Source organism: Dankookia rubra, from assembly GCF_004355005.1.
In the GTDB taxonomy this organism is placed as follows: domain Bacteria; phylum Pseudomonadota; class Alphaproteobacteria; order Acetobacterales; family Acetobacteraceae; genus Paracraurococcus; species Paracraurococcus ruber_A.
The window spans coordinates 21502-43476 of the sequence record NZ_SMSJ01000047.1 but is presented as its reverse complement, the minus strand read 5'-3'; the positions used below and the strand labels follow the sequence as shown (position 1 = coordinate 43476).

At 63.2% G+C, this 21975-nt stretch carries 13 protein-coding genes and 1 pseudogene; 10 read left to right on the top strand and 4 right to left on the bottom strand.

The genetic code is table 11. The features are described from left to right. Positions 1 to 132: 132 nt before the first annotated feature. Positions 133 to 1485: an ISNCY family transposase gene (locus E2C06_RS24430; protein ID WP_133291204.1), complete on the bottom strand. Its 1353-nt coding sequence runs from the start codon at positions 1483 to 1485 to the stop codon at positions 133 to 135. A gap of 321 nt (positions 1486 to 1806) precedes the next feature. On the opposite strand from E2C06_RS24430, the gene E2C06_RS24425 reads away from it, so the two are divergent. Further along, positions 1807 to 5151, top strand: a complete 3345-nt coding sequence (locus tag E2C06_RS24425; RefSeq protein ID WP_165982632.1) for a DEAD/DEAH box helicase — start codon at positions 1807 to 1809, stop codon at positions 5149 to 5151. Between the two features lie 1038 nt (positions 5152 to 6189). Here E2C06_RS24425 and E2C06_RS24420 read toward each other — a convergent pair. Both E2C06_RS24420 and E2C06_RS24415 read right to left on the bottom strand, forming a co-directional pair. Further along, the gene (locus tag E2C06_RS24420; protein ID WP_133291202.1) at positions 6190 to 7125 is read right to left on the bottom strand and encodes a replication protein RepA; all 936 of its coding nucleotides are present in this window, start codon (positions 7123 to 7125) and stop codon (positions 6190 to 6192) included. 699 nt (positions 7126 to 7824) lie between these two features. Further along, positions 7825 to 8312, bottom strand: a pseudogene (locus tag E2C06_RS24415) (transposase); the annotation flags it as partial. 369 nt (positions 8313 to 8681) lie between these two features. On the opposite strand from E2C06_RS24415, the gene E2C06_RS24410 reads away from it, so the two are divergent. From E2C06_RS24410 to E2C06_RS24395, 4 genes are all read left to right on the top strand, one after another. Next, complete coding sequence (locus E2C06_RS24410; RefSeq protein ID WP_165982631.1) at positions 8682 to 9383, top strand: ParA family protein; 702 nt, start codon at positions 8682 to 8684, stop codon at positions 9381 to 9383. Between the two features lie 196 nt (positions 9384 to 9579). Beyond that, positions 9580 to 9747 carry a toxin-antitoxin system HicB family antitoxin gene (locus tag E2C06_RS37870; protein ID WP_165982630.1) on the top strand — a complete coding sequence of 56 codons (168 nt, stop codon included), beginning with the start codon at positions 9580 to 9582 and terminating at the stop codon, positions 9745 to 9747. Between the two features lie 182 nt (positions 9748 to 9929). Then, a complete protein-coding gene (locus tag E2C06_RS24400) occupies positions 9930 to 10958 on the top strand; it encodes a hypothetical protein (protein ID WP_133291199.1) in 1029 nt (342 codons plus the stop codon). Positions 10959 to 11316: 358 nt separating this feature from the next. After that, positions 11317 to 11730 (top strand): HU family DNA-binding protein, encoded by a 414-nt coding sequence (locus E2C06_RS24395; protein ID WP_133291198.1) that lies wholly within the window; start codon positions 11317 to 11319, stop codon positions 11728 to 11730. A gap of 43 nt (positions 11731 to 11773) precedes the next feature. Here the strand turns inward: E2C06_RS24395 and E2C06_RS24390 are convergent, their stop codons facing one another. After that, positions 11774 to 13627: a DEAD/DEAH box helicase gene (locus E2C06_RS24390; RefSeq protein WP_241671448.1), complete on the bottom strand. Its 1854-nt coding sequence runs from the start codon at positions 13625 to 13627 to the stop codon at positions 11774 to 11776. A gap of 756 nt (positions 13628 to 14383) precedes the next feature. On the opposite strand from E2C06_RS24390, the gene E2C06_RS39710 reads away from it, so the two are divergent. The 5 genes from E2C06_RS39710 to E2C06_RS24365 all read left to right on the top strand — a co-directional run bounded on the left by E2C06_RS39710 (position 14384) and on the right by E2C06_RS24365 (position 21897). After that, on the top strand, positions 14384 to 15466 hold the full coding sequence (locus tag E2C06_RS39710) for a matrixin family metalloprotease (RefSeq protein WP_133291196.1): 1083 nt from the start codon (positions 14384 to 14386) through the stop codon (positions 15464 to 15466). A gap of 434 nt (positions 15467 to 15900) precedes the next feature. Beyond that, complete coding sequence (locus tag E2C06_RS24380; protein WP_133291195.1) at positions 15901 to 16338, top strand: DDE-type integrase/transposase/recombinase; 438 nt, start codon at positions 15901 to 15903, stop codon at positions 16336 to 16338. Positions 16339 to 16810: 472 nt separating this feature from the next. Continuing rightward, entirely contained in the window at positions 16811 to 19786 is a 2976-nt protein-coding gene (locus tag E2C06_RS24375) for a rhamnosyltransferase WsaF family glycosyltransferase (protein WP_206664676.1), read from the top strand. Positions 19787 to 19790: 4 nt separating this feature from the next. Beyond that, positions 19791 to 20993: a glycosyltransferase family protein gene (locus E2C06_RS24370; RefSeq protein WP_133291193.1), complete on the top strand. Its 1203-nt coding sequence runs from the start codon at positions 19791 to 19793 to the stop codon at positions 20991 to 20993. After that, the gene (locus E2C06_RS24365) at positions 20980 to 21897 is read left to right on the top strand and encodes a class I SAM-dependent methyltransferase (protein WP_133291192.1); all 918 of its coding nucleotides are present in this window, start codon (positions 20980 to 20982) and stop codon (positions 21895 to 21897) included. The genes E2C06_RS24370 and E2C06_RS24365 overlap by 14 nt, the downstream gene beginning before the upstream one ends. Positions 21898 to 21975: the final 78 nt, after the last annotated feature.

The window sequence follows — 21975 nt, the reverse complement described above, 5'->3', positions numbered from 1 at the left end:
CGACGTTCCTCTTGCGCCGCCGCCGGCAGCTTGCGCATGTCCACATGCTTCATGCCCCCAACCTGGACGGATCCTACTCGCCTTCAAGACCGCCCAGGCCGGATCAATAGGGTTTGCGGCAAAGTAGAAGTGTCAGGGTCCAGCCCGATCCGCCCTATCTGCGGCGCGCTTTTCGAGGAAGCTCTGGCCTCGGCGCGAGGCAAGACCTCGTCGCTGGTACCCACTCTTCTCGGCGTTGCTCTTGACCCGCGGTGCCGGGAGAGAGGCTTGCAGTTCCTGCACGTAGCGCAGTGCCTCACCCAGCCGCTTGTTCTCGACGATGGCCGCGTGCTGCACTCGCTGGTCCTTGTCGAAAGCGGTGTAGGACAGGGGAATGCCCTGCCAGCGCAGTTCCAGGCTGCCATCCGGGAAGGCGTAGGTGTCGACGTACTGCCCAACCAGGCCACGCGTCACCGGCGTCTCCTGCAGCATGATCCGCTTGCGCTGGTAGCACAGGGTCAGCTGGTGCCCGACATGGCGCTGCTCGCGGTGACACAGGATCTCGCGTAGCCGCTCCGGGCTGACCTCCAGTGGCCGATGGCGGTTCGCAGACCGGGCAGGGGCGACAGCGAACTGGCTGTTGAAGCGCTCCACAAAGCCCGGCAGGTGCGCATCGCCAGCATCGGTGTCGCTGATGCCGGCCAGCCGCAGCTCCTTCACCAAGCGGTCCTGCAGCGTCCGGTTCACCCGCTCGACCCGACCCTTGGCCTGGCTGGAGTTGGCACAGAGGATCTCGATGTTCAGCTCGGCCAGCGCCCGGCCGAACTGGGTCATTTCCTGGCCATGGCGGGCCTCCGTCCGGGTGATACGGAACACCGAGTGCTTGTCCGAACAGAACGCGATCGGCCGACCGTGGTCTCCCAGGTAGCCCTCCAGAGCGGCGAAGTAGGAGAAGGCACTCTCCGACGCCACAAAGCGCAGCTGCATCAGCCGGCCGGTCGCATCGTCGATGAAGACCAGCAGGGTGCAGGGGTCTGCCCGGTCCTCAAACCAGCGATGCTCGCTGCCGTCGATCTGCACCAGCTCACCGAGATGCTCGCGCCGCAACCGGGGCGGATGAAACTGGCGTCGCTGCCGGCGCGGCTGCCACAGGCCGGATTCGGCCATCCAGTGCCGCAGCGTCTCGCGCGAGACTGTCAGGCCGTGGTGCATGGCCAGCATCTCGGCTGCCAGCGTGGGCCCAAAGTCACCGTAGCGCTCGCGGATCAGCGCCAGAGCTTTCTGGCGCTGCACCCCGGACAAACGATTGTTGGACGGGCGCCCACGGGCCCGGTGAGCGAGGGTGCCGGGTCCGCCCTCCCGCAAGCGGCTCAGGAGGCGGTGCGCCTGGCGTGGACTGATCTCCAGCATCGTCGCCGCCAAGGTAACGCTGCGGTGGCCGCTGACCACCTCGCTCAGAACCTCGAAGCGGTGCAGGTCTTTCTTGCTCATTGCGATCCAGCCCATCGCCACCCTCCCAGCCCAGGCGTGCTCGGGGAGAGGAGGCTGACAGTTCTACTTTGCTCAGGCCGGACACTTTAACTTTGCGTCTACAGCGCCTCCCGACCGATTCTGAATTATGGAAAGTGCATGGTAGAAGAAAGGGCTGGAAGGCCTCTGCAGTTGCCATGGGTGCGCTTACCGGGACAATGGAAGCACCTTGTGCTGACATGTTCGCCGCAAATGATTCGCCCGCTGGGCCTGCGCGGCTGGATTGCAATCGTGGAACCATGAGGCGGTACCGGCCGAGCATGGTCTTCATCCGGCCGCATCGACAGGATGGCTGTGATGCCGATCTCCGCCCTGCCTCCCCTGCCCGATGACGCGGCAATGCTCCGCACCCTCTCACGCCCGGCAGTCGAAGCCGGCCGTGCCTATGCGGCGCGCGGCGCAGTGCGCCGCCTTACCGCCTCCGCCGACGGGAGCGTGATCGAGGCGGCGGTGAAAGGCACGGCAACGCGGCCCTACGTCCTGCGCATCACGCTGCGGCCACGACGCGACGGCGGTGCCGATTTCGACGGCATATGCAGCTGCCCGGTCGGGCTCGACTGTAAGCACGTCGCTGCGGCGCTCTTCGCTGCTCGGCGCGAACGCAGCGACGTGCCACGTCCCGCCCTGCCGCCCGCCGCGACCCTGGCCGAGCCAGTATTGCCGCCCGAGGTCGCCGACTGGCTGCGCCAGCTCGGCGCGATCGACGAGGCGGACCCGGAGGCCTACCCCGCGGACATTCGCCAACGTGTCATCTACGTCGTCGCGCCGCTTGCCCGGCCGGTGGGGCACGTCTCGCTAAACGTCGCGGCCTTCTCGGTCACCTTGCGAAAGGATGGCAGCTACGGGACCGGCAAGGGCGTCCAGGCGCAGGCGGGGACGGCGCGCTACCTGCGCCCCTCGGACCGGGCGATCCTGCGGCGGACCGACCTGCTGCGCTACGCGCCTGAAGGCATGCTCCGGGATACGGACCCGCCTGATCTGCTGCGCCGGATCATCGCCACCGGCCGGGGCCGTTGGGCTGCGGCAGATGGGGTCCCGCTGCGGGAGGGCCCCGCGCGGCCGGGCAGGCTTGTCTGGCGGTTGGAGACGGACGGGTGCCAGCGCCCCGTGCTGGAAGTGGACGAAGGACTGCTCGGCCTCGCCTTGCCATCCCCCTGGTACGCCGACCCGACCAGCGGTGAGCTGGGCGTCCTCAATCTCGGTGTGTCGGCGCATGTCGCGGCACGGCTACTGCTCGCGCCGCCCATCCCGCCCGGGGTGGCGCCCCTGGTCGCAGCCGAGTTGGGACGGCGGCTCGCAGCCCCAGCGATGGCATTGCCAGCGACGCTCGACCCACCGGAAACGCTGTCCGGCCCGCCGGTGCCGCGGCTGCTTCTCACCGCCGGCAGGCTGCCGGCCTATGCCATGCGCGGCTACGGCCAAGGCCTCATGCGGCCAGAGGTGGACTTTCCCCTGGCACGGCTCGGCTTCCGTTATGGGCCGCTGCTGGTGGCGCATGACATGCGCACGGCTGACGCCCAAGCGCGGCCCGGCGCAGATGTGGTCGCGCGCGACGGGCGGCTCTATCAAGTGCGGCGCGACACGGCGGCAGAGCGTGCGGTGGTGGCGCGCCTACTGGGCATTGGCTTCGTGGCCACGAGGATGACGCCACCATTCAGTGCGTCCGGCGGCGCCGACGCCTTCCTGCTGGACGACGAGACGGAGGATGACCCCGACTGGCTCTTCGTGCTGCAGGAGGAGGTCCCGGCGCTGCAGGCGGATGGCTGGGATGTGGAGGTCGCCGCCGATTTCCCCATCCGTTTGGTCGAGGCCGACAGCCCGTTGGAGGCGCGGCTGGAAGGCTCCGGCATTGACTGGCTGGACCTGCATCTCGGCGTGACGATTGCTGGGCAGCGGGTGGACCTCGTTCCCGTGCTGCTCGACCTGATCGCCACCGGGGTGGCACCGGAGGAGTTTGCCGAGGGACCGGTCCTGCTGCCACTGCCCGATGGGCGGCTGCTCACCCTGTCACGGGAGCAGATCCTGCCGATCCTCCACTCCCTGATCGAGCTGGTCGAAGGCGGGGGGCTCGATCCGGGGGCGGGGCGCATTGGCTTTACCCGGATGGATGCGGCGGAGCTGGCTGGGATCGAGGCAGGATCCGGCCTTGCTTGGCAAGGCGGGGAGGCGCTGCGGGTGCTTGGCGCTCAGCTCCGCGCGGCGGAAGGGGCGATCCCGCCGGCCGAACTGCCGGCGGATTTCATGGGCACACTCCGGCCCTACCAGGCGCAAGGCGTTGCCTGGCTGCAATTCCTGCGCGGCGCCGGGCTGGGCGGGGTGTTGGCGGACGACATGGGCCTCGGCAAGACGGTGCAGACCCTGGCGCACCTTGCCATCGAGCAGGCGGCTGGACGGCTGGACCGACCGGCGCTGATTGTCTGCCCGACCAGCCTAGTGCCGAACTGGCTACGAGAGGCGGCGCGCTTCGCACCCAGGTTGCGGGTGCTGCCACTGCATGGGCCGGCCCGGAAGACCCGCTTCGGCGAGATTGCGGCGCATGACTTGGTGCTGACCACCTACCCGCTGCTGACCCGAGATCAGGCGGCGCTGACGGCGCAGGATTGGCACGTGGTTGTGCTGGACGAGGCGCAGATTATCAAGAACCCGAACGCCGAAACCTCGCGGCAGGCGCTGCAGCTGCGCGCGCGGCAGCGGCTCTGCCTGTCCGGTACGCCTCTGCAGAACCACCTGGGCGAGCTCTGGTCGCTGTTCGATTTCTTGGCACCAGGCTTCCTGGGCAACGCCCGGAGCTTTCGCAGCCGCTACCGCACGCCGATCGAGAAACACGGCGATGTGGAGCGGCAGGCGGCGCTACATCGCCGCGTGCGACCCTTCCTGCTGCGCCGGACCAAGGAGGAGGTGGCGACCGAGTTGCCACCCAAGACCGAGATCACCGAGCCGGTGGAGATGGCAGCGACGCAGCGTGCGGTCTACGAAGCAATCCGGCTGTCGATGCACGCCAGGGTCAAGCAGGCGGTCGCCGAGAAGGGTTTGGCGCGCTCCGGCATCATCATCCTGGATGCGTTGCTGAAGCTGCGCCAGGCCTGCTGCGACCCGCGGCTGCTGGCGCTGAAGTCGGCGCAGAAGGCTGGCTCGGCCAAGCTGGAGCGGCTGCTGGACCTGCTCGGCATATTGCTCGACGAGGGGCGGCGCGTGCTGATCTTCTCCCAATTCACCAGCATGCTGGCGCTGATCGAAGCAGCGCTGCGAAAGCTCGGCATCCCTTACGTGCTGCTGACCGGCGACACCAAAGACCGCGCGGCACCAGTGCGCCGCTTCCAGGCCGGTGAGGTGTCGGTCTTCCTAATCAGCCTGAAGGCTGGCGGCGTCGGTCTGAACCTGACCGCGGCGGACACGGTGGTGCACTATGATCCGTGGTGGAACCCAGCGGTTGAGGATCAGGCGACGGACCGCGCCCATCGGATCGGCCAAGACAAACAGGTCTTCGTGCACCGGCTGATCACGCTCGGCACCATCGAGGAGAAGATGGAGGTGCTGAAAGAGCGCAAGCGCACGCTGGTCGCGTCCGTGCTGGAAGCGGAGCATGGCGGGGCGTTAAGGCTGACCGAGTCTGATGTAGAGGAGCTGTTCGCCGCCGCCTGACGCGCCGGGCAACTCAGGCTGTTGTCGGCGTCCGCTTGCCCATCATCCGGGTCTGTCCTTCTCGTAAGCGAACCGCGCTGAACCGCTTCTCCGAGACTCAAGGGCCACCTCAGCGGTGTTTCAGCGAGGAGCTATGGCTCAGTCCCCATCTTCGGGCGGCGCATGAATGAACAACGCTACAGTCAACAGGCTCAGCGAGAGATAACCCAGGATCCAAGCGCGCATGATCGGGCTCTCGCTCGTTACAGTATTACGATAGAAGGCATCGACAATATCCGAAGGGATGCTCCGAAAGGGTGATTTTTCCCACTTATATTTAACCATAAGTTTTATCAAGATCCTGCATCGCAGCAGATCGGGCCACTGCCTGGACCAGGATGGCGATAGCGAAGACGGGGATGATGGCGGTCGCCAGCAGCGCCTCGTGTGAGCAACTGTCGTCCTATCGAGCCCCAGATGTGCCGGAGCAGCCTGTAACTGCTATCGCATTTTCGGGGCTATCCCGCTTTGGTGGGCATTGACTCAGCTTTCGCGCGAGGTGCCCCCCCGACCCACCCTGCCTATGCGCCGAAGTTCCGGTGCCAGATGGCTATGCGGGCCCGCGCCAGCCGCGACCCGACCGACTTTGCCCGCAAGCTCGAGTCCTCCGCTCAGGCATTTAGAACTGGGTAGTTGTCGCTGGCTGGCAGGCCGGTGCGAGACCAAGCAACCGCGCCAGGAGCGCGACATTCTCTCTCGAGTGGCGGCTTGCTTTGCCGGCCAAACTGGCGGCGCGAGCCGATATGGGTGCGGCGCCGCTATGGTAGATTTCAGCTCCTGCACGCGATCTTCGGCGCGGTAGGCCGTTAACGCCCCCCCCCGCAACGGTGGCAGCTGGCCGGCGCTGAACTTGGTGGATTGCGACCTCGCCGCCAACCGTTGCGACTAACGGCTGGTTGCCGACATCGCGTTCATCCCGGTGGGTAGCCGATGCCCTCCATCTCGCCGTCGTGCTTGAGACCTGGGAGCTGCCACGCAGTGGCGGCGTGCGGGCCTCTCTTAGAGAGCGTCCAGCGATCGTCTGTGGGGGACGGGAGGTGCTGAAGGATTGAGAGTGATACCGTCGTCTCCGACGGAGACGCGCGCTTCGGGATATGCCGCCAGCGATGCAGCCAGAGCATCGCGGAAGCGCGGGCGGAAGTGTGAAGGATCTTTGTAGCCGCCACCAAACTGCGCCAGCAGCGCTGCCCAGCGGATTGGTGTCGGCTTTTCCAATTGGTGCAGGCGATAGGCTAACCAAACGTAGAGATCGAGCGACATGCTGCGGTCTTTTAACTCTCGCAGCGCCGCTTCCCGCAAAGGGACGGGATGGCTTTTCAGTGCCTCCCAGAACAGCTCATCAAGGATCACCTTATCTTCCCAGAGCCTCGGCTGCTCGGGCATGTCTTCGGCATGGAATCGCAGACCGGCGGAGATGATCCCACCGCGTTTCCAGCCTGAAGCTCCCTCCCCTTCCCAGAAGAATTTCAATGAACATGCTGAAATGCGTGCGGCCTGCTCGCGAAGTGCCTTCGCGGTTTCACCACCTACGGCAAGACCCATCCGCTCCATCCAGGCGCGCATGCTCTTGCCGATCTCAACCTCGCGGGACCCGGTGCGGGTGGCTTCGCTTTGCAGGTATAGCAAGATCAGCCGAGCCCGCGCACCGTATGGAATGCCAAACGGCTTGATCTGCCCAGCGACCTGCATGCTGCCTGGTTCGACCAGGAGCGTCACTCGATGACCGCGTTTCTGCCAAACTTCCCCATCGGCAAGCCGCTTATGCGGCAGGCTGGTGAGACAAAAACCCGCATAGGTGATGCCGATCCGGCCGACCTCATCGGCCATGACCTCGGCGGCGATGTCCACGAGATGCTTGCGCTTGGCTGTTGCCAGCTCACGAGCCTTCTTCCACCCGTGGAGAAGCACAAGCTGATGGACACTCTCGTCGACCATAACCACATCCATAGCAGCGAGTGGCAACCTGCCGGCATAGACATCCTCAGGTCAAGTGTGGGGTTAAGCGGTGCCTTAGTTGCAAGATATTTGATTCTTACTAGTTGAGTATCCCGCTTCTCCCCACGGGAGAACTTGGTTTCGCCCGCTTACCCCCACACTTCGCCCGCTTTCCCCCACGGGATAACTTGGTGGCAATGTGGACGACTCGGCCTTCCTCGCTTCTCCCCACGGGATAACTGTGGGTAAGTCGAAGAGGAGGTCGGATTCTGAGTGGGTTTCTCGTTAAAACAAACACTTACGCGGTGTGGGGTTAAGCGGGCAAGCAATATGGCTCCTATCCAAGGGCTGAAAGCAGGCCTGTTTAAAACGTGGCGGTCTGTTTGAAGGCCCCGCTTAACCCCACACCGACTGATTCAAGTCACCAAAAAATCGAAATGCAGAAGGAACAGGATGTCTGCGAGGCGCATAGACCCTACATGCCCCGCTTAACCCCACACCGCGTCGCCGCGTCTCAGGTAGGTTTAAATCGACCTCCGGGACCGTACCTCCGGATGCCAACAGTCGAGGCTACCGCGAGGGCGACGGGATAGCTCTCGAGGCGGCCGCGGCCCAGCTCAGAGTGCAGATGGCAAACCAAAGACACCTTGAGGCCGGTGCCGGGGGGCACGGTTTGCCGGCCTTGCCCGCTTGGTCGCCGTCGGGCAGGTCCAGTGTCATGGGCCTATCGCGCACTTGTCGTGACGGTAAAGCAATAGGCACGGCCCGGCTGCGGCCGCTGGCAGTCACGCTGCCCTGAGTCTCATTGCCGCCGCGAGAGCGGCCAAGCTCCTCGCGCAGATCTCGCTCCTGACTGTTCCGCTAGTTTTCGCCCCTGCCCTGTTTTGATGGGCACGAATGTCCGCGACATCAAGGAAGGTCATGCCGAGCGCGACCCCGCGCTGCTGAACCAGTTCCTGCTGTAGTAGGCGCTCCCAGACGCCCAGTTGAGCCCACCGGATGAACAGTTGCGCTGCCAGCCACCACGGACCGAGTTCTGTCGGAATGCTGCGCCACTTCGCCCCATTCTGGTGCCGCCAGAAGATCGCCGAGATAGTCCGCCGTAGCTCCTTCGGTGGCACCTTGCCATGCGGGCGAACCGCCTCAATCAGCGGCTCCCAAAACGTCCACGTTGCGTCGGTAAAAATCTCGCACCTGTTCCCAGCAGTCATGCCCCAAAATACCGGAACAGCAGGCACGCTCCAACAAATCTTGGCTCCGTATCGGCGAATAGGCCGGGGCGAAATCGGCACTATTTCGAATGCTGCATGTAGATGCACCTAACTTTCCTTCACAGGAAACGACAGAATGCGACATCTCATGCAGGGCTATTATGGCATGATCTTTCATAGGCCAGCACATGTCATGACGTCGTTTCACGCGATGTCACATGACGTCATGTGGTTGCAAGCGTATGCATATGACACTGTATGCATGCATGTTACATCATGCGAGGTCGTTGTAAATCATGTCCTATTGCTTGTAGGCTCCCCGCCGTTCAATCGGGGAACAGGGGGATGATCCTGACATTTGGCGGGGAAAAGGGAGGTGTCGGCAAATCGACCCTCTCGGTCCACCTCGCTTTCATGTTGCGAGCCATGGGGCGAGACCCTTTGCTCGTAGACGCTGACCCGCAGGGCAGCGCCACAAACTTCACCGCGGCGCGGGACGGACACGGCGCTGAGCCGCGTGTCGCTGGCGTGCAGAAGTTGGGGAAGGGGTTGGCACATGAAGTGCGCGGCCTGGCTGATCGCTACACCGACCTAGTGATCGATACTGGCGGGCGCGATTCCGTCGAGCTTCGGTTGGCAATGTTGGTCTCTGACCGTGTTATTGTTCCGATTAACCTCTCGGCCTTCAATTGGTGGACGCTCGAGAAGGTCGACCAGCTGGTTGGCGAGGCCCGGCTGTCCAATCCCGATTTACAGGCTGCAGTGCTCCTGAACCGGGCCCCGGGCAACCCGGCGCTGCGGCGGCGCAAGGTCGTGACCACGGTCGAGCGCCTACATTCAGCCGCTTTCGCAAACTTAGCGGTGCTGGAGACCGTGATCGTCGAGCGGACCGTTTTCCAAGACAACGAAGAATTCGGCCTGACGGCCTGGGAGCCGTCGGTGTTGCGGGGCGTCGTCGACGCCAATGCCTGCGGCGAGACTGCCGCGCTCTACAAGGAGATCACCGGACATGAGTACACCGCCGGCACCGTCGGCGCGGCCGCCTAACAGCCGACGCTTCGAGGCGCTGGATAGCCCAGCAGCCAAGGCCTTCGTTGAAGGCGCTGATCCGGGGGCAGGGGGAGGGGCAGCCGACGCATCGAATCGGCCGGCTTTGGTAAACGCGGAGCCACCCACAACGGTGGAGCCGCTGCGGTCGACGCCGGCAACCGAGATGATTCCTCGCAGGCCGCGGAAGGAGCGCATGCAGCCGGTGACGCTGCGGCTCAGTGAGGCCTTGCACGCTCAGCTGCTTCATATCGCGGATAACGGCAAGAGATCGATGAATCAATTCATCATTGATGTGCTGGGTCCAGCGGTAGCGGCCGAGGTCGAGAAAATCGAACGCCGAAAGGCGCTAGGATTGGATTAGCTGTCACATGCTGTCATATGATATCATATGATATCATATGACGTCAGACGACAGCATGGGTGGCATGGTCGGTGTTTGACCGTTTTCAGTTGGCGGGCTGGGGCCTAGCTGGCCCCTCCGAGGCGCGTTAACTATGAACCAATCTATCTTTTACAATTCTCCGCGATCCGGTTGCCTGATGCATGGTGCCGGACAGCAAAATGCGGAGCGCGACCACTCTCATGAAGCAATCGGCTACCTTTGGCATCGTTGGCTTTGACCATCAAAGCATTCTGCCGGGCACGAATCCTGCCCTGCTGCCGAACGCTGCGGCCCTCATGGCGCCCCTGCCGGACGCCCTGTCCTCCGAGCCATTCACGCCGGCGTCGGACGGCACGACGGCGCTGTTCAACGGCGGCGTCACGGTGACGACGACGGGGTTCGGCACCGACAGCGAGCACACCACCTACGACGTTTCTGGCGCCTGGAACAGCGTGAAGAACGCGTCTGTCACCGCCGACGCTCCCGCTCACCTGACCTTCTCGGGATTTGTCCATATCGACGCGGTTGTCGGCCTCGGTTCGGACCAAGGCTCGACGGTTGAGCTCGACGGCGTGAAGCGCGCCAACTTAGTGATGGGGGAGGGTGCCGATCGCATCGACGTTCGAGTCCTCAGCAATAATGATGACTGGTCCAATGCGTTCCGCGCCAACACTGGTGACGGCGATGATGTGGTCAGCTTCTCACTATTTGACGCAGCTGGCGCTGCGGCGGCCGATCCTACCTTTGCCGCCGCGTTGGCGACCAAATTGACGTACGACTACACTGGCGCATTTACCCAGATCTATCTGGATCTCGGCGCAGGCGACGATGCCGCAAGCGGACTGGCCGGTAACGACATCATGGATGGCGGTAGCGGCTCGAGCTTCCTCCTCGGCGGTGGCGGCAATGACGAGTTCTACGTTGATGGCCGTGGCGGCAAGGTGTCCTGGAGCACCATCACCGATTGGCAAGCAGGCGACCACCTGGGGCTTCGAGGTTGGCAACCCGGCGTCAGCCAGGCGGCTTGGGTCGAGCATGCGGGCACCGCCGGCTACGAAGGTGCGACGCTGCAAGCCGACCTGAACGGCGACGACGTCACCGATACCAGCATTACCTGGACGGGACTCAGCCCTGAACAGGTTCCGGTCCCAACGACTGCGCATGCTGACGGCATGCTCTGGTTTGCCTGACCGGCAGTGAATATCCTGGAAGGTACCCGCAGCCTCCAGGAGGCGGTGACCCGTCTCACGGGGCGCACTGGCACAGCCGACTACGCAGGTCGCGCAGGCTGACACGGAGGTGGGTGCGCGACCGCGTGCGACATCGATGCAGGCAGCGAGATGGAACCTCGCGCCTGATGTCGCTGGAGCAACTCAAGCTCACGTCGCACCAACGACGCGAGGCGATCGGGCTACCGGAGAGCGGCGAGACTTTGTCGGAGATCGGCCGTAGCGACAATGCTGGCGGGAGGATGAGTCTTCAAATTCGCCCGTGACACGATGAATGTGCCTCTGCTTCAGTACATTAGGAAAAATGGGGAAGTCTCGGATGGCGAAAGCGACAAAGACAGTGGCGGCCAAGAAGCCGGCCGCCTCGGCGAAAGGGGACAAGGCACCGGCGCCGAGCAAGGCCAGGGTGCCGGTCAAGACCGATGGTGGTAAGGCCGCCACGAGCGGCACCACCGCCGCGGCAATTAGCTTGAAGCAACTGGCTGCTGGGCTGGCCGAGAGCCAGGATCTGCCAAAGCGCCAAGTCGAGGCGATGCTGGGTGAGTTCGTGCAAAGCCTGGCCGAGCACCTGCAGCAGGGCAGCAAGATCCGCGTCCCCGGCCTTGGCATTTTCCAGGTGAGCGCGCGGGCCGCCCGGATGGGACGCAACCCGGCGACCGGCGAGCCGATACAGATTAAAGCTAGCAAGAAGATCGCCTTTCGCCCGGCCAAGGAGCTCAAGGAGGCGATCTGACCAGGCGACACCGGGACGAGTGACGCATCCTGCGGTGGTTGCGTCAGGGTGCTGACGCGGAGGACGGCTTGGACGCTCGCTCTCTCGGCCGCTTGCCCATGCCGAGGTCCAACCGTCGCTGGCGGGCGGTCCAGGCGTATTTGGCATCGCCCTCCAGCAGGTGCAGATGGTCGGTGAGGCGGTTGCGCTCGAGCCAGGCAACGGTGGCCTCCAGCTCGGCCAGCGACATCACTGCCCGACCCTTGCCCATCACCCGCTTGAGTGCGGCCGAGTAGGCGTGATGCCCACCCGCGCCGCGCGGGATGCGCAGCATGCCCTCGTCCTCGACAACCTGCGCCGCGACCAGCTGCCCTACCTGCAGCCGCAACGCGCGCTCGCGCCGGGAGGGCAGGTCGAGCAGGTCTGACTGCTGGGCCAGGCGCTGCTCCGGCCGGGCCGCGGCGAAGTCCGGCCCGGGCGCGAGCCGCTCCCAGCGAAGGGCGGTGGCGTTGGAAGCCAGCGGCACGATGGGGTCGGCGCGCTCGCGGCCATCGTCGATCGGCAACTCGCCCTGGCGGCGCGGCTTGCGGTCGCGGGCGAGCGTGCCCTGCTCGCGCTCGATCCGCTCCCGGAAGCGGCGGAACAGCAGGTCGTCCGGGTGGAGCACCAGGGCGGACTGCGTCTGGTAGGGGCCAGCTGCCGGGTCGACCCGGGTGGCGCGGGCGATCATCTGTTCAAGCCAAGCGCGCGAGCGGATGTGGGTCAGCGCGGCGCAGACCGCGACCGAGGGTGCATCGAGCCCCTCATAGGCCATCGCGCAGGTGACCAGGATCGAGGGCTCCGGCCGCAGGCGGAAGGCGGCCAGCGTCGCGTGCGCGTCCCGCTCGTCCGAGGTGGCGATGCGCACCGCATGCTCGGCCTGGGTCCGCGGCACCCAGCCGCGGAGCCAACCGAGGTACTGCCGGGCATTCTCCTGGTCCGGCGCCACAACCAGCAGCTTGCCGAGCCCCATGGCGGCCTCGCCCGGTCCAATGCCGAGGCGCGCGCGCCGGGTCGCGCGCAAGTCGCGGGTGGCGTCGAAGGCGCGCCGCAGCAGGTCGCGGGCAAAGCCGGTGCGCAGCGCGGTGAACAGGGCGGCCCTGGCGACCTCGGGGCTGCCGGAGATGCGGTGCGGCCCGAGCCGGCGGCGCTCCTCGTCCAGCCATTCGGCCTCGCCGTCCAGCGCGCCGAAGTCGACCGGCAGGACCGCCTTCTCGGCCAGCGCCTGGGCACGGCTGTATCCCACCACCGCCCAGCCCGACGCTTCGAGCGCCACCTCCCGGGTCTTGGCCCGCTTGCCGCGCCGGTAAGGCAGCCAGAGGATCGCCCGGCCATCCGCCCGCTCCAGGGTGCCGGAGAGCAGCAGCCGCACGCGTGCGGCCTCCAGCAGCGGCAGGATGGCGCGCGACCAGGACGCCTCGTCATCAGGTGCCAGCGGGTCGACCTCGGCCAGGGAGGGGAGGTGGTGCACCTCGTCGACGACCAGCAGGTAGCGGTGGCGGCGGTGCTCGGCGAGGTGGAGGTCGGGCTGGGCGGCGATGCCCTGGTAGGTGGTGACGTAGCCCTGCAGCCCGCGGCAGAGGTCGGGCGCGTTCTCGGCGGCGCGGACCGAAACAGCATGGCCGAGGGCGCTCTGCCAGGCCGGGTCGGCGAAGGCCTCTTCGGCCTGCAGGCGCAGGCTGTCGCGGGGCACGATCCAGCAGATCCGGTCGACCACGCCGGCCTCGATCAGCCGCGCCGCGGCGATCACCGGCAGCAGCGACTTGCCGCCGCCTGGGGTCACCGCGGCCAGGATGTCAGCGAGGTCGGTCTGGCCCGCGGCGATCGCCGCGACGATGCCGGCGACGAGCTGCTGATGAGAGCGCAGGGGACGGTGCATTGAGGGCGGCAGCATCCAGTGCGGAGGGAGGTGACGGGGCTATACCCCGCGAGAGATTGCGCCCTAGCCTAGCGCGGACTGAGCAGTAGCATCAGCCTCAGCGATGACGGGTCCGCCGTTGAGCAGGGTTCAACCCGTAGCTTGTCCTTCCTGCGTCGGAAATAGGCCCCCTCCGGCGGCAACCCTCCTTCACCCGCATCCGGCGTCCCAACGCTGCGGCCCAGGAGGGCCAAGCTCCGTCTAAGGCACGCTGGGGCACGGCGGCTCGAACGCGCGGCCTACTCCGGCTTACAGCGTCCACACCTGCCCCGACATTCTGGCGGGTGTGTGATTGGTGCTGGATGGGTCACCCTTGACGGGCTGAAGACGGCGGATGGTTGGCTGTCGAGAGGCTGGTCCGTCATTAACGCCGCCCGTCCATCGACAATCGACGCTGTGGGCGTGGACTGCCGCACGCGCGAGCGCCTCCCCGCCCTCGAGAGCGGCGATGTTTGGCTTGGAGCCGGTGGTCCCGCTCATAAGTCCCACAGGCAAAAGCTGCGGCTTCGAAGCCCAGTAGGGAAAGCCTCGCATGCCGGCAGCAAAAGAACTCATTTACACCTATAAGTTTTAAAAATTCCGCAGAAAAAAACTAAATGGCGAAATCATTCAAATTATGCCGATTTCATAATTAATACGATTAAGTGATTTTACAACGCCGCATCAAAAAAAAGCCTGCGGACTTTTCCAGACACACGGAATTGGCTGGAGGTACTAATGAATACATACACGCTGCTAGGGCCAAAATGGCCCGATAGCCACATCACGTGGAGCTTCGCAAACCAAACGTTTAATGAAGACAGCAGTACGCCTTTCTCGGGCACCATCCAGGTTGAATGGCAACACTTGTTCGAGCAGGCGTTTTCCCGCTGGGCGGCTGTGTCAGGGTTGAGCTTCGAAGAAGTTCCCGATGCAACTGATCCAGCAAGCGCCGCTGATATCCGGATTGGCTGGGGAGATTTCGGCGTAACGGCAGGCACAATTGGTGAGGCGTCTATACGGTACATTAAAGACATCATTCAACCCGATGTCATTGTACGCTTGGAAAATCCGGAAGAACGCCCGCTTGTTCTCAACTCACTAGGAGAGCTCATCTACAGCGACACGGGTAGTAGCCTGTATACGCTTGTATTGCATGAGATTGGGCATGCGCTGGGGCTTGGACATGCTGACGATATTTCAGCCGTAATGTACCCAATTATACTATATAGCACACATGATCTTGGCCAGTCAGATATAATTGGTATAAGAGCACTTTATGAAACTTTGTCGTTCTACCAATATTCTATTACCAATTCTACTACGCTGAAGCAGAATTACGTAAACGGCACCACATATGATGGGCCTGTTGAATATCTAAATTTGCAGCTAATTGCAAATAACGATGGTGATATTGTCATGGGAACGCGATTTAATGATTTTATCAATACTCTGGGTGGCGACGATGCGATCGATGCCGGACTGGGTGATGATGTTTTGGACGGTGGGACAGGCTCGAATTTTTTAGTCGGAGGGGAGGGGAGGGACGTTTTTTTCCTGGATGGTCGAGGCAATCAGCCCAGCTGGAGTACTATATCCGATTGGCAAAAAGATGAACAGCTATGTATTTGGGGTTGGCGTCCTGGTGTGAGCAAGAAAACCTGGATCGAGATGGATGGATTAGGAAAATATCGTGGTGTTACTTTACATGCCGATTTGAATGGGGATGGTTTCATTGATGCGAGCGTGACCTGGACGGGACTCACGCAGGCGCAGCTGCCCGCACCATCCGAACTGAATGGTCTGCTTTGGCTAGCATGAGTTGCCCCCGGCTTTCCTGGACATAAATTTGTCTGATTGAAGCCCGGCATGGTGAAGTGCAACATGGCCGCCGTTACGGCGGCGCGCGGATCTGCCGGGTTTGGAAGGGCCCGGGGTGGGCGTTCTACGCCATGTGTCGGCCGGCGCCGGATCCTACCTGCACGTCTGCCGTGCCCGCGCGCCACGGCTCGAAGCCGGTGGTGTCGGATGCTGACCTGCTCCCGGCCATCCGGACCGATCTAGCGCGCTCGCCCTGGACCGGCGAGGGCACCGCAAGGTCTGGGCCCGGCTGCGGACGCAGAATGGCATCCGGGTTGCCCGCAAGCGGGTCCTGTGACTGATGCGCGAGCACCACCTGCTCTCGCCGCATTGGACTCGGCCCTGGGTCGGCGACGAGCCATGAGCGTCAGATCTTCACCGCGGCGCCGAACGTGATGTGGGCGATCGATGCCACCCAGGTCACCACGGTCCAGGACGGCAAGATCTGGCTGTTCGAGGTCCTGGAGCACTGGAACGCCGAGATGCTGGGCTGGCATGTCGCCAAGCGCCGCATCCGCTACGAGGCCGTCCAGGCGCTCGGCACGGCCGTGCGCCAGCAGTTCGGCCATCGGACGGCTGGCGCCGCCCATGGTCTGGCACTGCGCCACGACCATGGGAGCAACTTCATGGTCAACGTGTTCGAAAAGCAGATGTGGTTCTGGAGCGTGACGCCGAGCTACGCCTTTGTCGCCGAGCCCGAGACCCGCGGCTGCATCGAGTGGCTCTTCCACACGCTGAAAAGCAGGCCATTCACGGCCGCATCTTCGAGGCCATTGACGACGTGCGCGACGCCATCCGCGCCGTCGTCGCCCGCTACAACGCCGAATGGCTGATCGAGAAGACCGGTCATTGCAGCTCCGTCGACATGCATACCGCCTGGCAGGAGAAGACCTTCAGGCGCACCGCATAAGCCAAGCGCGGTACACTCCGCCGGGACACAGTTATTGTGGAAAAGGCAGGATTGACGGTCCCGCCTCCGGTAGGAAGGGCTGCCCGGAATGCGCCGAGCAGGTCGTAGGCTCTCTGCATCATGGTGTCGCCAAGGCTGAGTGTGATGATGCGGCAATGCTTAGCGCCTTGCCGCGAGGCACTGGCCCCACATGCTGTGCCAAGCCCTTGGTCGAGACCTCAACCTGTCGAACCGCTCCTGGAATCAGCTCCTCTGGTGGGCTGGCCATCAGCTAACTGTAGGGCAGAGAATGCGGTGTTGCGGCTTGCCACTGGCGCGACCTGACAGCCCTTGATATGGAAGCGCATTCACATGATACCTCATGAACAAAATATCGCTCACGGAGGCGCATGATAGTGTCCCAGGCTATTCGCGCCACATCTGACTCGTTTGAAGCGACAGACAAGGCGGCCACCTGCTTTTTAGCCGAGCCGTCGTTCTGGTTCCCTGATCGTTTGGTGCCGTCCGCTTGGCTGGAGCATGCGCCGTTTGGATTTTGGATTGTTGCCGCCGCTCGGCCACGGATGCTTGTTGAGCTAGGCTCTCACCACGGCTTCTCCTACTTGGTGTTCTGCCAGGCGATCCAGCGGCTTGGGCTTGCATGTCAGAGTTATGCCATCGACAGCTGGGCCGGCGATGCGCACACCGGGACGTATAGTGAAGAGGTGTTTGCTGCGCTGCAGGCCTACCACGAACCGCGCTATTCTAGCTTCTCCAGCCTAATCCGAACTCGGTTCGACGAAGCATTATCGCAGTTCGATGATGGGTCCATCGACTTACTGCATATCGACGGACAGCATCGCTATGAGGATGTCCGCCACGACTACGAGGCATGGCGACCAAAGTTAAGCGATCGGGCGATCGTGCTGTTTCATGACGTGAATGTCCGAGAAAGCGATTTCGGCGTTGTGCGCTTTTGGGAAGAAATGCGGCAACGGTATCCGAGCTTCGCGTTCCAGCACGGCTCGGGGTTGGGCGTGCTAGGCGTCGGGACCCAGTTACCAAACACCATCGCCGAGTTTTTCCGTGCGACAAGCCGGGAGGAGACGGCCGTGGCTGTCTCGTTGGCCTATAGCCGCCTCGGTGCAGCTGTCACCGCTCAGCATCGGTTAGAGCAGCAGGCGGCCACTCTGGCCCAACTGCATTCGACAGCCGCGGTCAATGAACAGCTGCGAAGCGGCAAGATCCTCGATATGCAGCAGACTGCGCGGCTACGCGCCGAGGTCGTTACCGCGAAAGCCTCAGAAGGCAAAGCCGTTGCCGCAGTGTCGCGCCTGACCGCAGAGGCGCGGCGTCTCTTCGAAGAAGCCGTCAAGCGCGACCAAGTGATTCAAGCTGCTCAACAGGACATTGCCGATTTGCGCAGCGTCCTTGCGGAGCGGGAGGCGGCACTTGCATCAAGCTCCGCAGAGCGGGAGGCGATCCTCGTCGTCAGCGGTCACCAAGCCCAAGTGCTGCAGGGCTTGGTGGATAATGCTCGAAACGACGCAGATGACGTCCGGAAGACAGCACTTGCCCTGGGCGCCGAGTTGGCGGCGATGCGCGGTTCAGCTGCTTGGCGGCTGGCAGCGCCCGCGTTACGGCTGGCCGGGATAGATGGCTCACAGCCGTATGTCGGGCTGATGGGCCGTCTACGCCTACGACGGGACCGACGGATGCTGTCCCGCTCGCCGTTGTTCGATCATGCTTGGTATCTGCAGACCTATCCCGATGTGGTCGGGACCGATCCAATCATCCATTTTCTGTGCCATGGCACGCAGGAACGGCGTAATCCCGGGCCAAGGTTTGACACCGCCACCTACCTCGCACGCCGACCAGACGTTGCGGCTGCAAGAGTGAATCCATTGGTGCATTTCCTGCGCGCCGGCTATGCTGAACAGACATTCTTCCCCGTCGCGCCTGGGGTGATTCCAGCAGCGACCGAACACTTGCTGCCGTCGTCCACGGCTGCACCCACGGCACTCCAAACCGTGGCACATGTAGATCCTGAAGCAGCCTTGATCTCACCTACCCTCGACGCGGCTCCGGCGCCGACCGAGTCCTCGCTGGTACCCTCCGTGATCGTGTCTACGGCAATGCAAGCCGTGACGCATGTACATCCTGAAGTAGCATCAACCCCGACTGCACCCGCCACGATCACGATGGCAGTCGAGCACTCACTAGCATTCTCCGCAGCCTTGCCCACGACCGCGCAAGCTGTGGCGCACGCATTTCCCGAGGCCGAGCCTTTCCTGGCTTTCAGCACGCCGACATCGGTCCGACCCCGCGTGACGATGGTGGCGGACAATGTAGATATGGACACTTTCGACGGCAACATCTCGACCGGGCTTGTCCTTGCTACACTACTCGCAGAGCGGCTAGGCGGCGACCTTCGGCTACTCACCCGAAAAGAAGCAAGCGCCCCTGATCGGGTGCGCGAAGTGCTTCACAGCAATGGGGTCAACTGGGCAGCCAATATCACCTTTGAATGCGCCCCCATCGGGGACACTCGGCGGCAGGTGGATGTGACCGATGGGGACCGATTTATCAGCACATCCTGGCCAACGACACGTGCCATGCTGAACGCCGTTGGGCCAAAGCGCGTGACCTACTTGGTACAGGAAGACGAGCGCCTATTCTCCCGCCAAGGTGACGAGCGGCTGCGCTGTGCTGAACTGCTCGCCGAGCCGGAGCTACGGATGGCGGTCAATTCCAGCATGCTATTCGACCACCTTCGAGGCAGTGGCGTCGCCGACCTACCCCGGCGTGCTTGCGTCTTCGAGCCCGCCATCCCCTTTGGGATTCCGGACTTTGCACCTCGACTGGCCGAGAAGTTAAATTTCTTCTTCGACGCCCGATCGAATCGCGCACCGCAACTGTACCTTCGGGGGTTGGAGGTGCTCGCTGCAGCGATTGAGGACAGGCATCTCGACCCGGATCGCTGGGTGATACATTTTGTGGGTGGCAATGACCGAGTCGCGCTGCCGCGGGGCATGGAGGCACGTGTTGTCGCTGGGCTGTCTCGATCGGATTACGTCCAGCTGGTCAAACGGATGGACGCCGGCCTTTGCTTAACCTATGCGCCCCACCCCAGCGTTACGCTGCTTGAGTTGGCGATGTGCGGCGCCGCTGTGGTGACCAATCGATGGGAGGCGAAGACCTCGCTGGAGCGATACTCGGACAACATCTTCTGTGTAGAGCCCGATGTGGCATCGCTGTCGACGGCGATCGGCGACGCGGTTGCACTCGCGGTAGACGTTCCTCGCCGTCGTGCGAATCAGGAAGCATCCACCATAGGGCGTGATTGGCGGGTCGCACTCGCCGAGGTGCTGGATCGGCTAGCAAAGGAATAGCGGGGTGTTCGATCACGGCGTACCGCCTCTGCCTTATGTTCACCCCTGGGCGCAGCCCTTTGAGGACCGCTTCACGGCTTTACGCCGGGCCGGCACGCGCGTCGCCTACTATTACCACGAGCCGGATAACAGCACCTTCCGCTACCGGTGTTATAATATGGCGCAGGCGGTGAACGCCTTATTGCCTGGCGTGTCGGCGGCCCATTTTGTGCAGGAGGACGGCAGTGCACTGGATCGCGTCGTGGATGCTGCGGACATCTTTGTCGTCTGTCGCGCGCGCTACACAGACCGCCTCAATCGCTTAATCACCCGCGCTCGCGGTCTGGGTCGGCGTGTCATCTATGACATCGACGATCTCGTGTTCGATACGCGCTTCACGCACCAAGTGCTGAAGACATTGGACCAGGAACCGTCGGAAGCGGCCATGGACCACTGGTTTGCCTATTTCGGCCGCCTCGGCGCCACCATGCGACTGTGTGACCGAGTCACGGTAACGAACCAGCAGCTGGCTGCGAGGGTGGAAGAGTTCGCTGCGTGCCCGACCCGTGTGATCCCAAACTTCATGAACCGTGAGCAGCTCGAGGTGTCTGAGCGGGTGTTCAACGCCAAGCGGGCCTCCGGCTTTCGATCAAGTGGCCCGGTGTTGCTCGGCTATTTCAGCGGCACGCCCACCCACAACCGCGATTTCGGCCTAATCGCCCCTACGCTGGCGCGGCTGCTGGACAGCGACGAGCGGCTCGGCATTCGGTTGGTCGGTTTCCTGGACGAGTTCGGCCCATTGGCCCGCCATCGCGCCCGGATCAGCCATGCACCGCTCCAGGATTTCGTCAATCTCCAGCGTCTTATCGGCGAGGTGGAGCTCAACCTCGTACCGCTCCAGGACAACGCGTTCACCAACTGCAAGTCTAACCTCAAGTACTTTGAGGCGGGGGTGACCGGCACCGTCACGGTAGCCTCTACCACGATTCCCTATTGCGACGCGATCGAGGATGGCCGCAACGCTTTTCTGGCGCGGACGCAGGCTTGGGAGGAAACCTTGAGCCGCGCTCTCGCGGCTTTGGACGAGTACGCCTGCATCGCCGAGCGCGCGTGCGAGCACAGCTTGGCCCACTACGGTTGGCAGGCCCAGGCCGGTGCCCTTGAGGCAGCGCTGTTGGCGCCATGCCTTCCCCCAACGAGCCGAAAGGACGCGCATGGACCGCATTGACATTTTGATGTCCCTGTTCAACCCGGCCGGGCGCGGATTGGAGGTCGGTGCTGGATTTAATCCGATTGTTCCGAAGGCGCGTGGCTATGACGTAGAGACGGTCGACCATGCCACAGCTGCCGAGTTGCGGAAGAAATGGGCGAACGACAGCCTGGTGGATGTGTCTCGCATCGAAGAGGTAGACTACGTCTGCGACGGTGCTTCCATCGCGGCTGCTGTCGGCAAGGTCGGCCACTACGACTATGTCCTCGCCTCCCACGTCATCGAGCACGTGGTGGATCTCATCGGCTTCCTGAAGGATTGCGAGCAGCTGCTGAAGCCAGACGGCGTGCTGGTGCTGGCCATACCGGACAAACGTCGCTGCTTCGATGTGTTTGGAGGGTTGTCCAGCACGGGAGCTGTGCTGCAAGCCCATATCGATGAGCTGCCACGACATCGCCCAGGCTCTGTTTTCGACTATTACGCAGGCTATGCGCTTCGCGCCGGCCAGATTGGCTGGGCAGGCGGCAGTGACGCAGATCTATCGTTGCGGTACGATCTGCAGACTGCCTACTCGGCGTTTGAGCACTCACGCCATTCGCCGGAGTATCAAGACATCCACACATGGAGATTCACGCCGTCTAGCTTTCGCTTGATCCTGCAAGAGTTGCACGCCTTGGGCTTAACGAAGCTTCAGGAGCAAGTCTTCGTGCCTGGGCCCGGTGTGGAGTTCTACATCAGTCTGTCGACTGCCGGCCTCGGCTGTCCGCTGGACCGTTTGACTCTGTGCAAGCTGATTCTAGCGGAGCAGTACGAGGTCCTGGCTGAGCCGAACGTAGACCTGCAGCCGCAACCTGCACCGGCGGGAATCGAGGAGCGGATGCGACGCTTGGAGGCAGTTTGCCTTCACTTGTCGTCTGCATGAGGGGCTGCATCTTGCGATGCATCAGAGGCGGGCTTTACGGCGGAATGCGTGTGGGCGGCGTGAAGATTTTTGTTACTA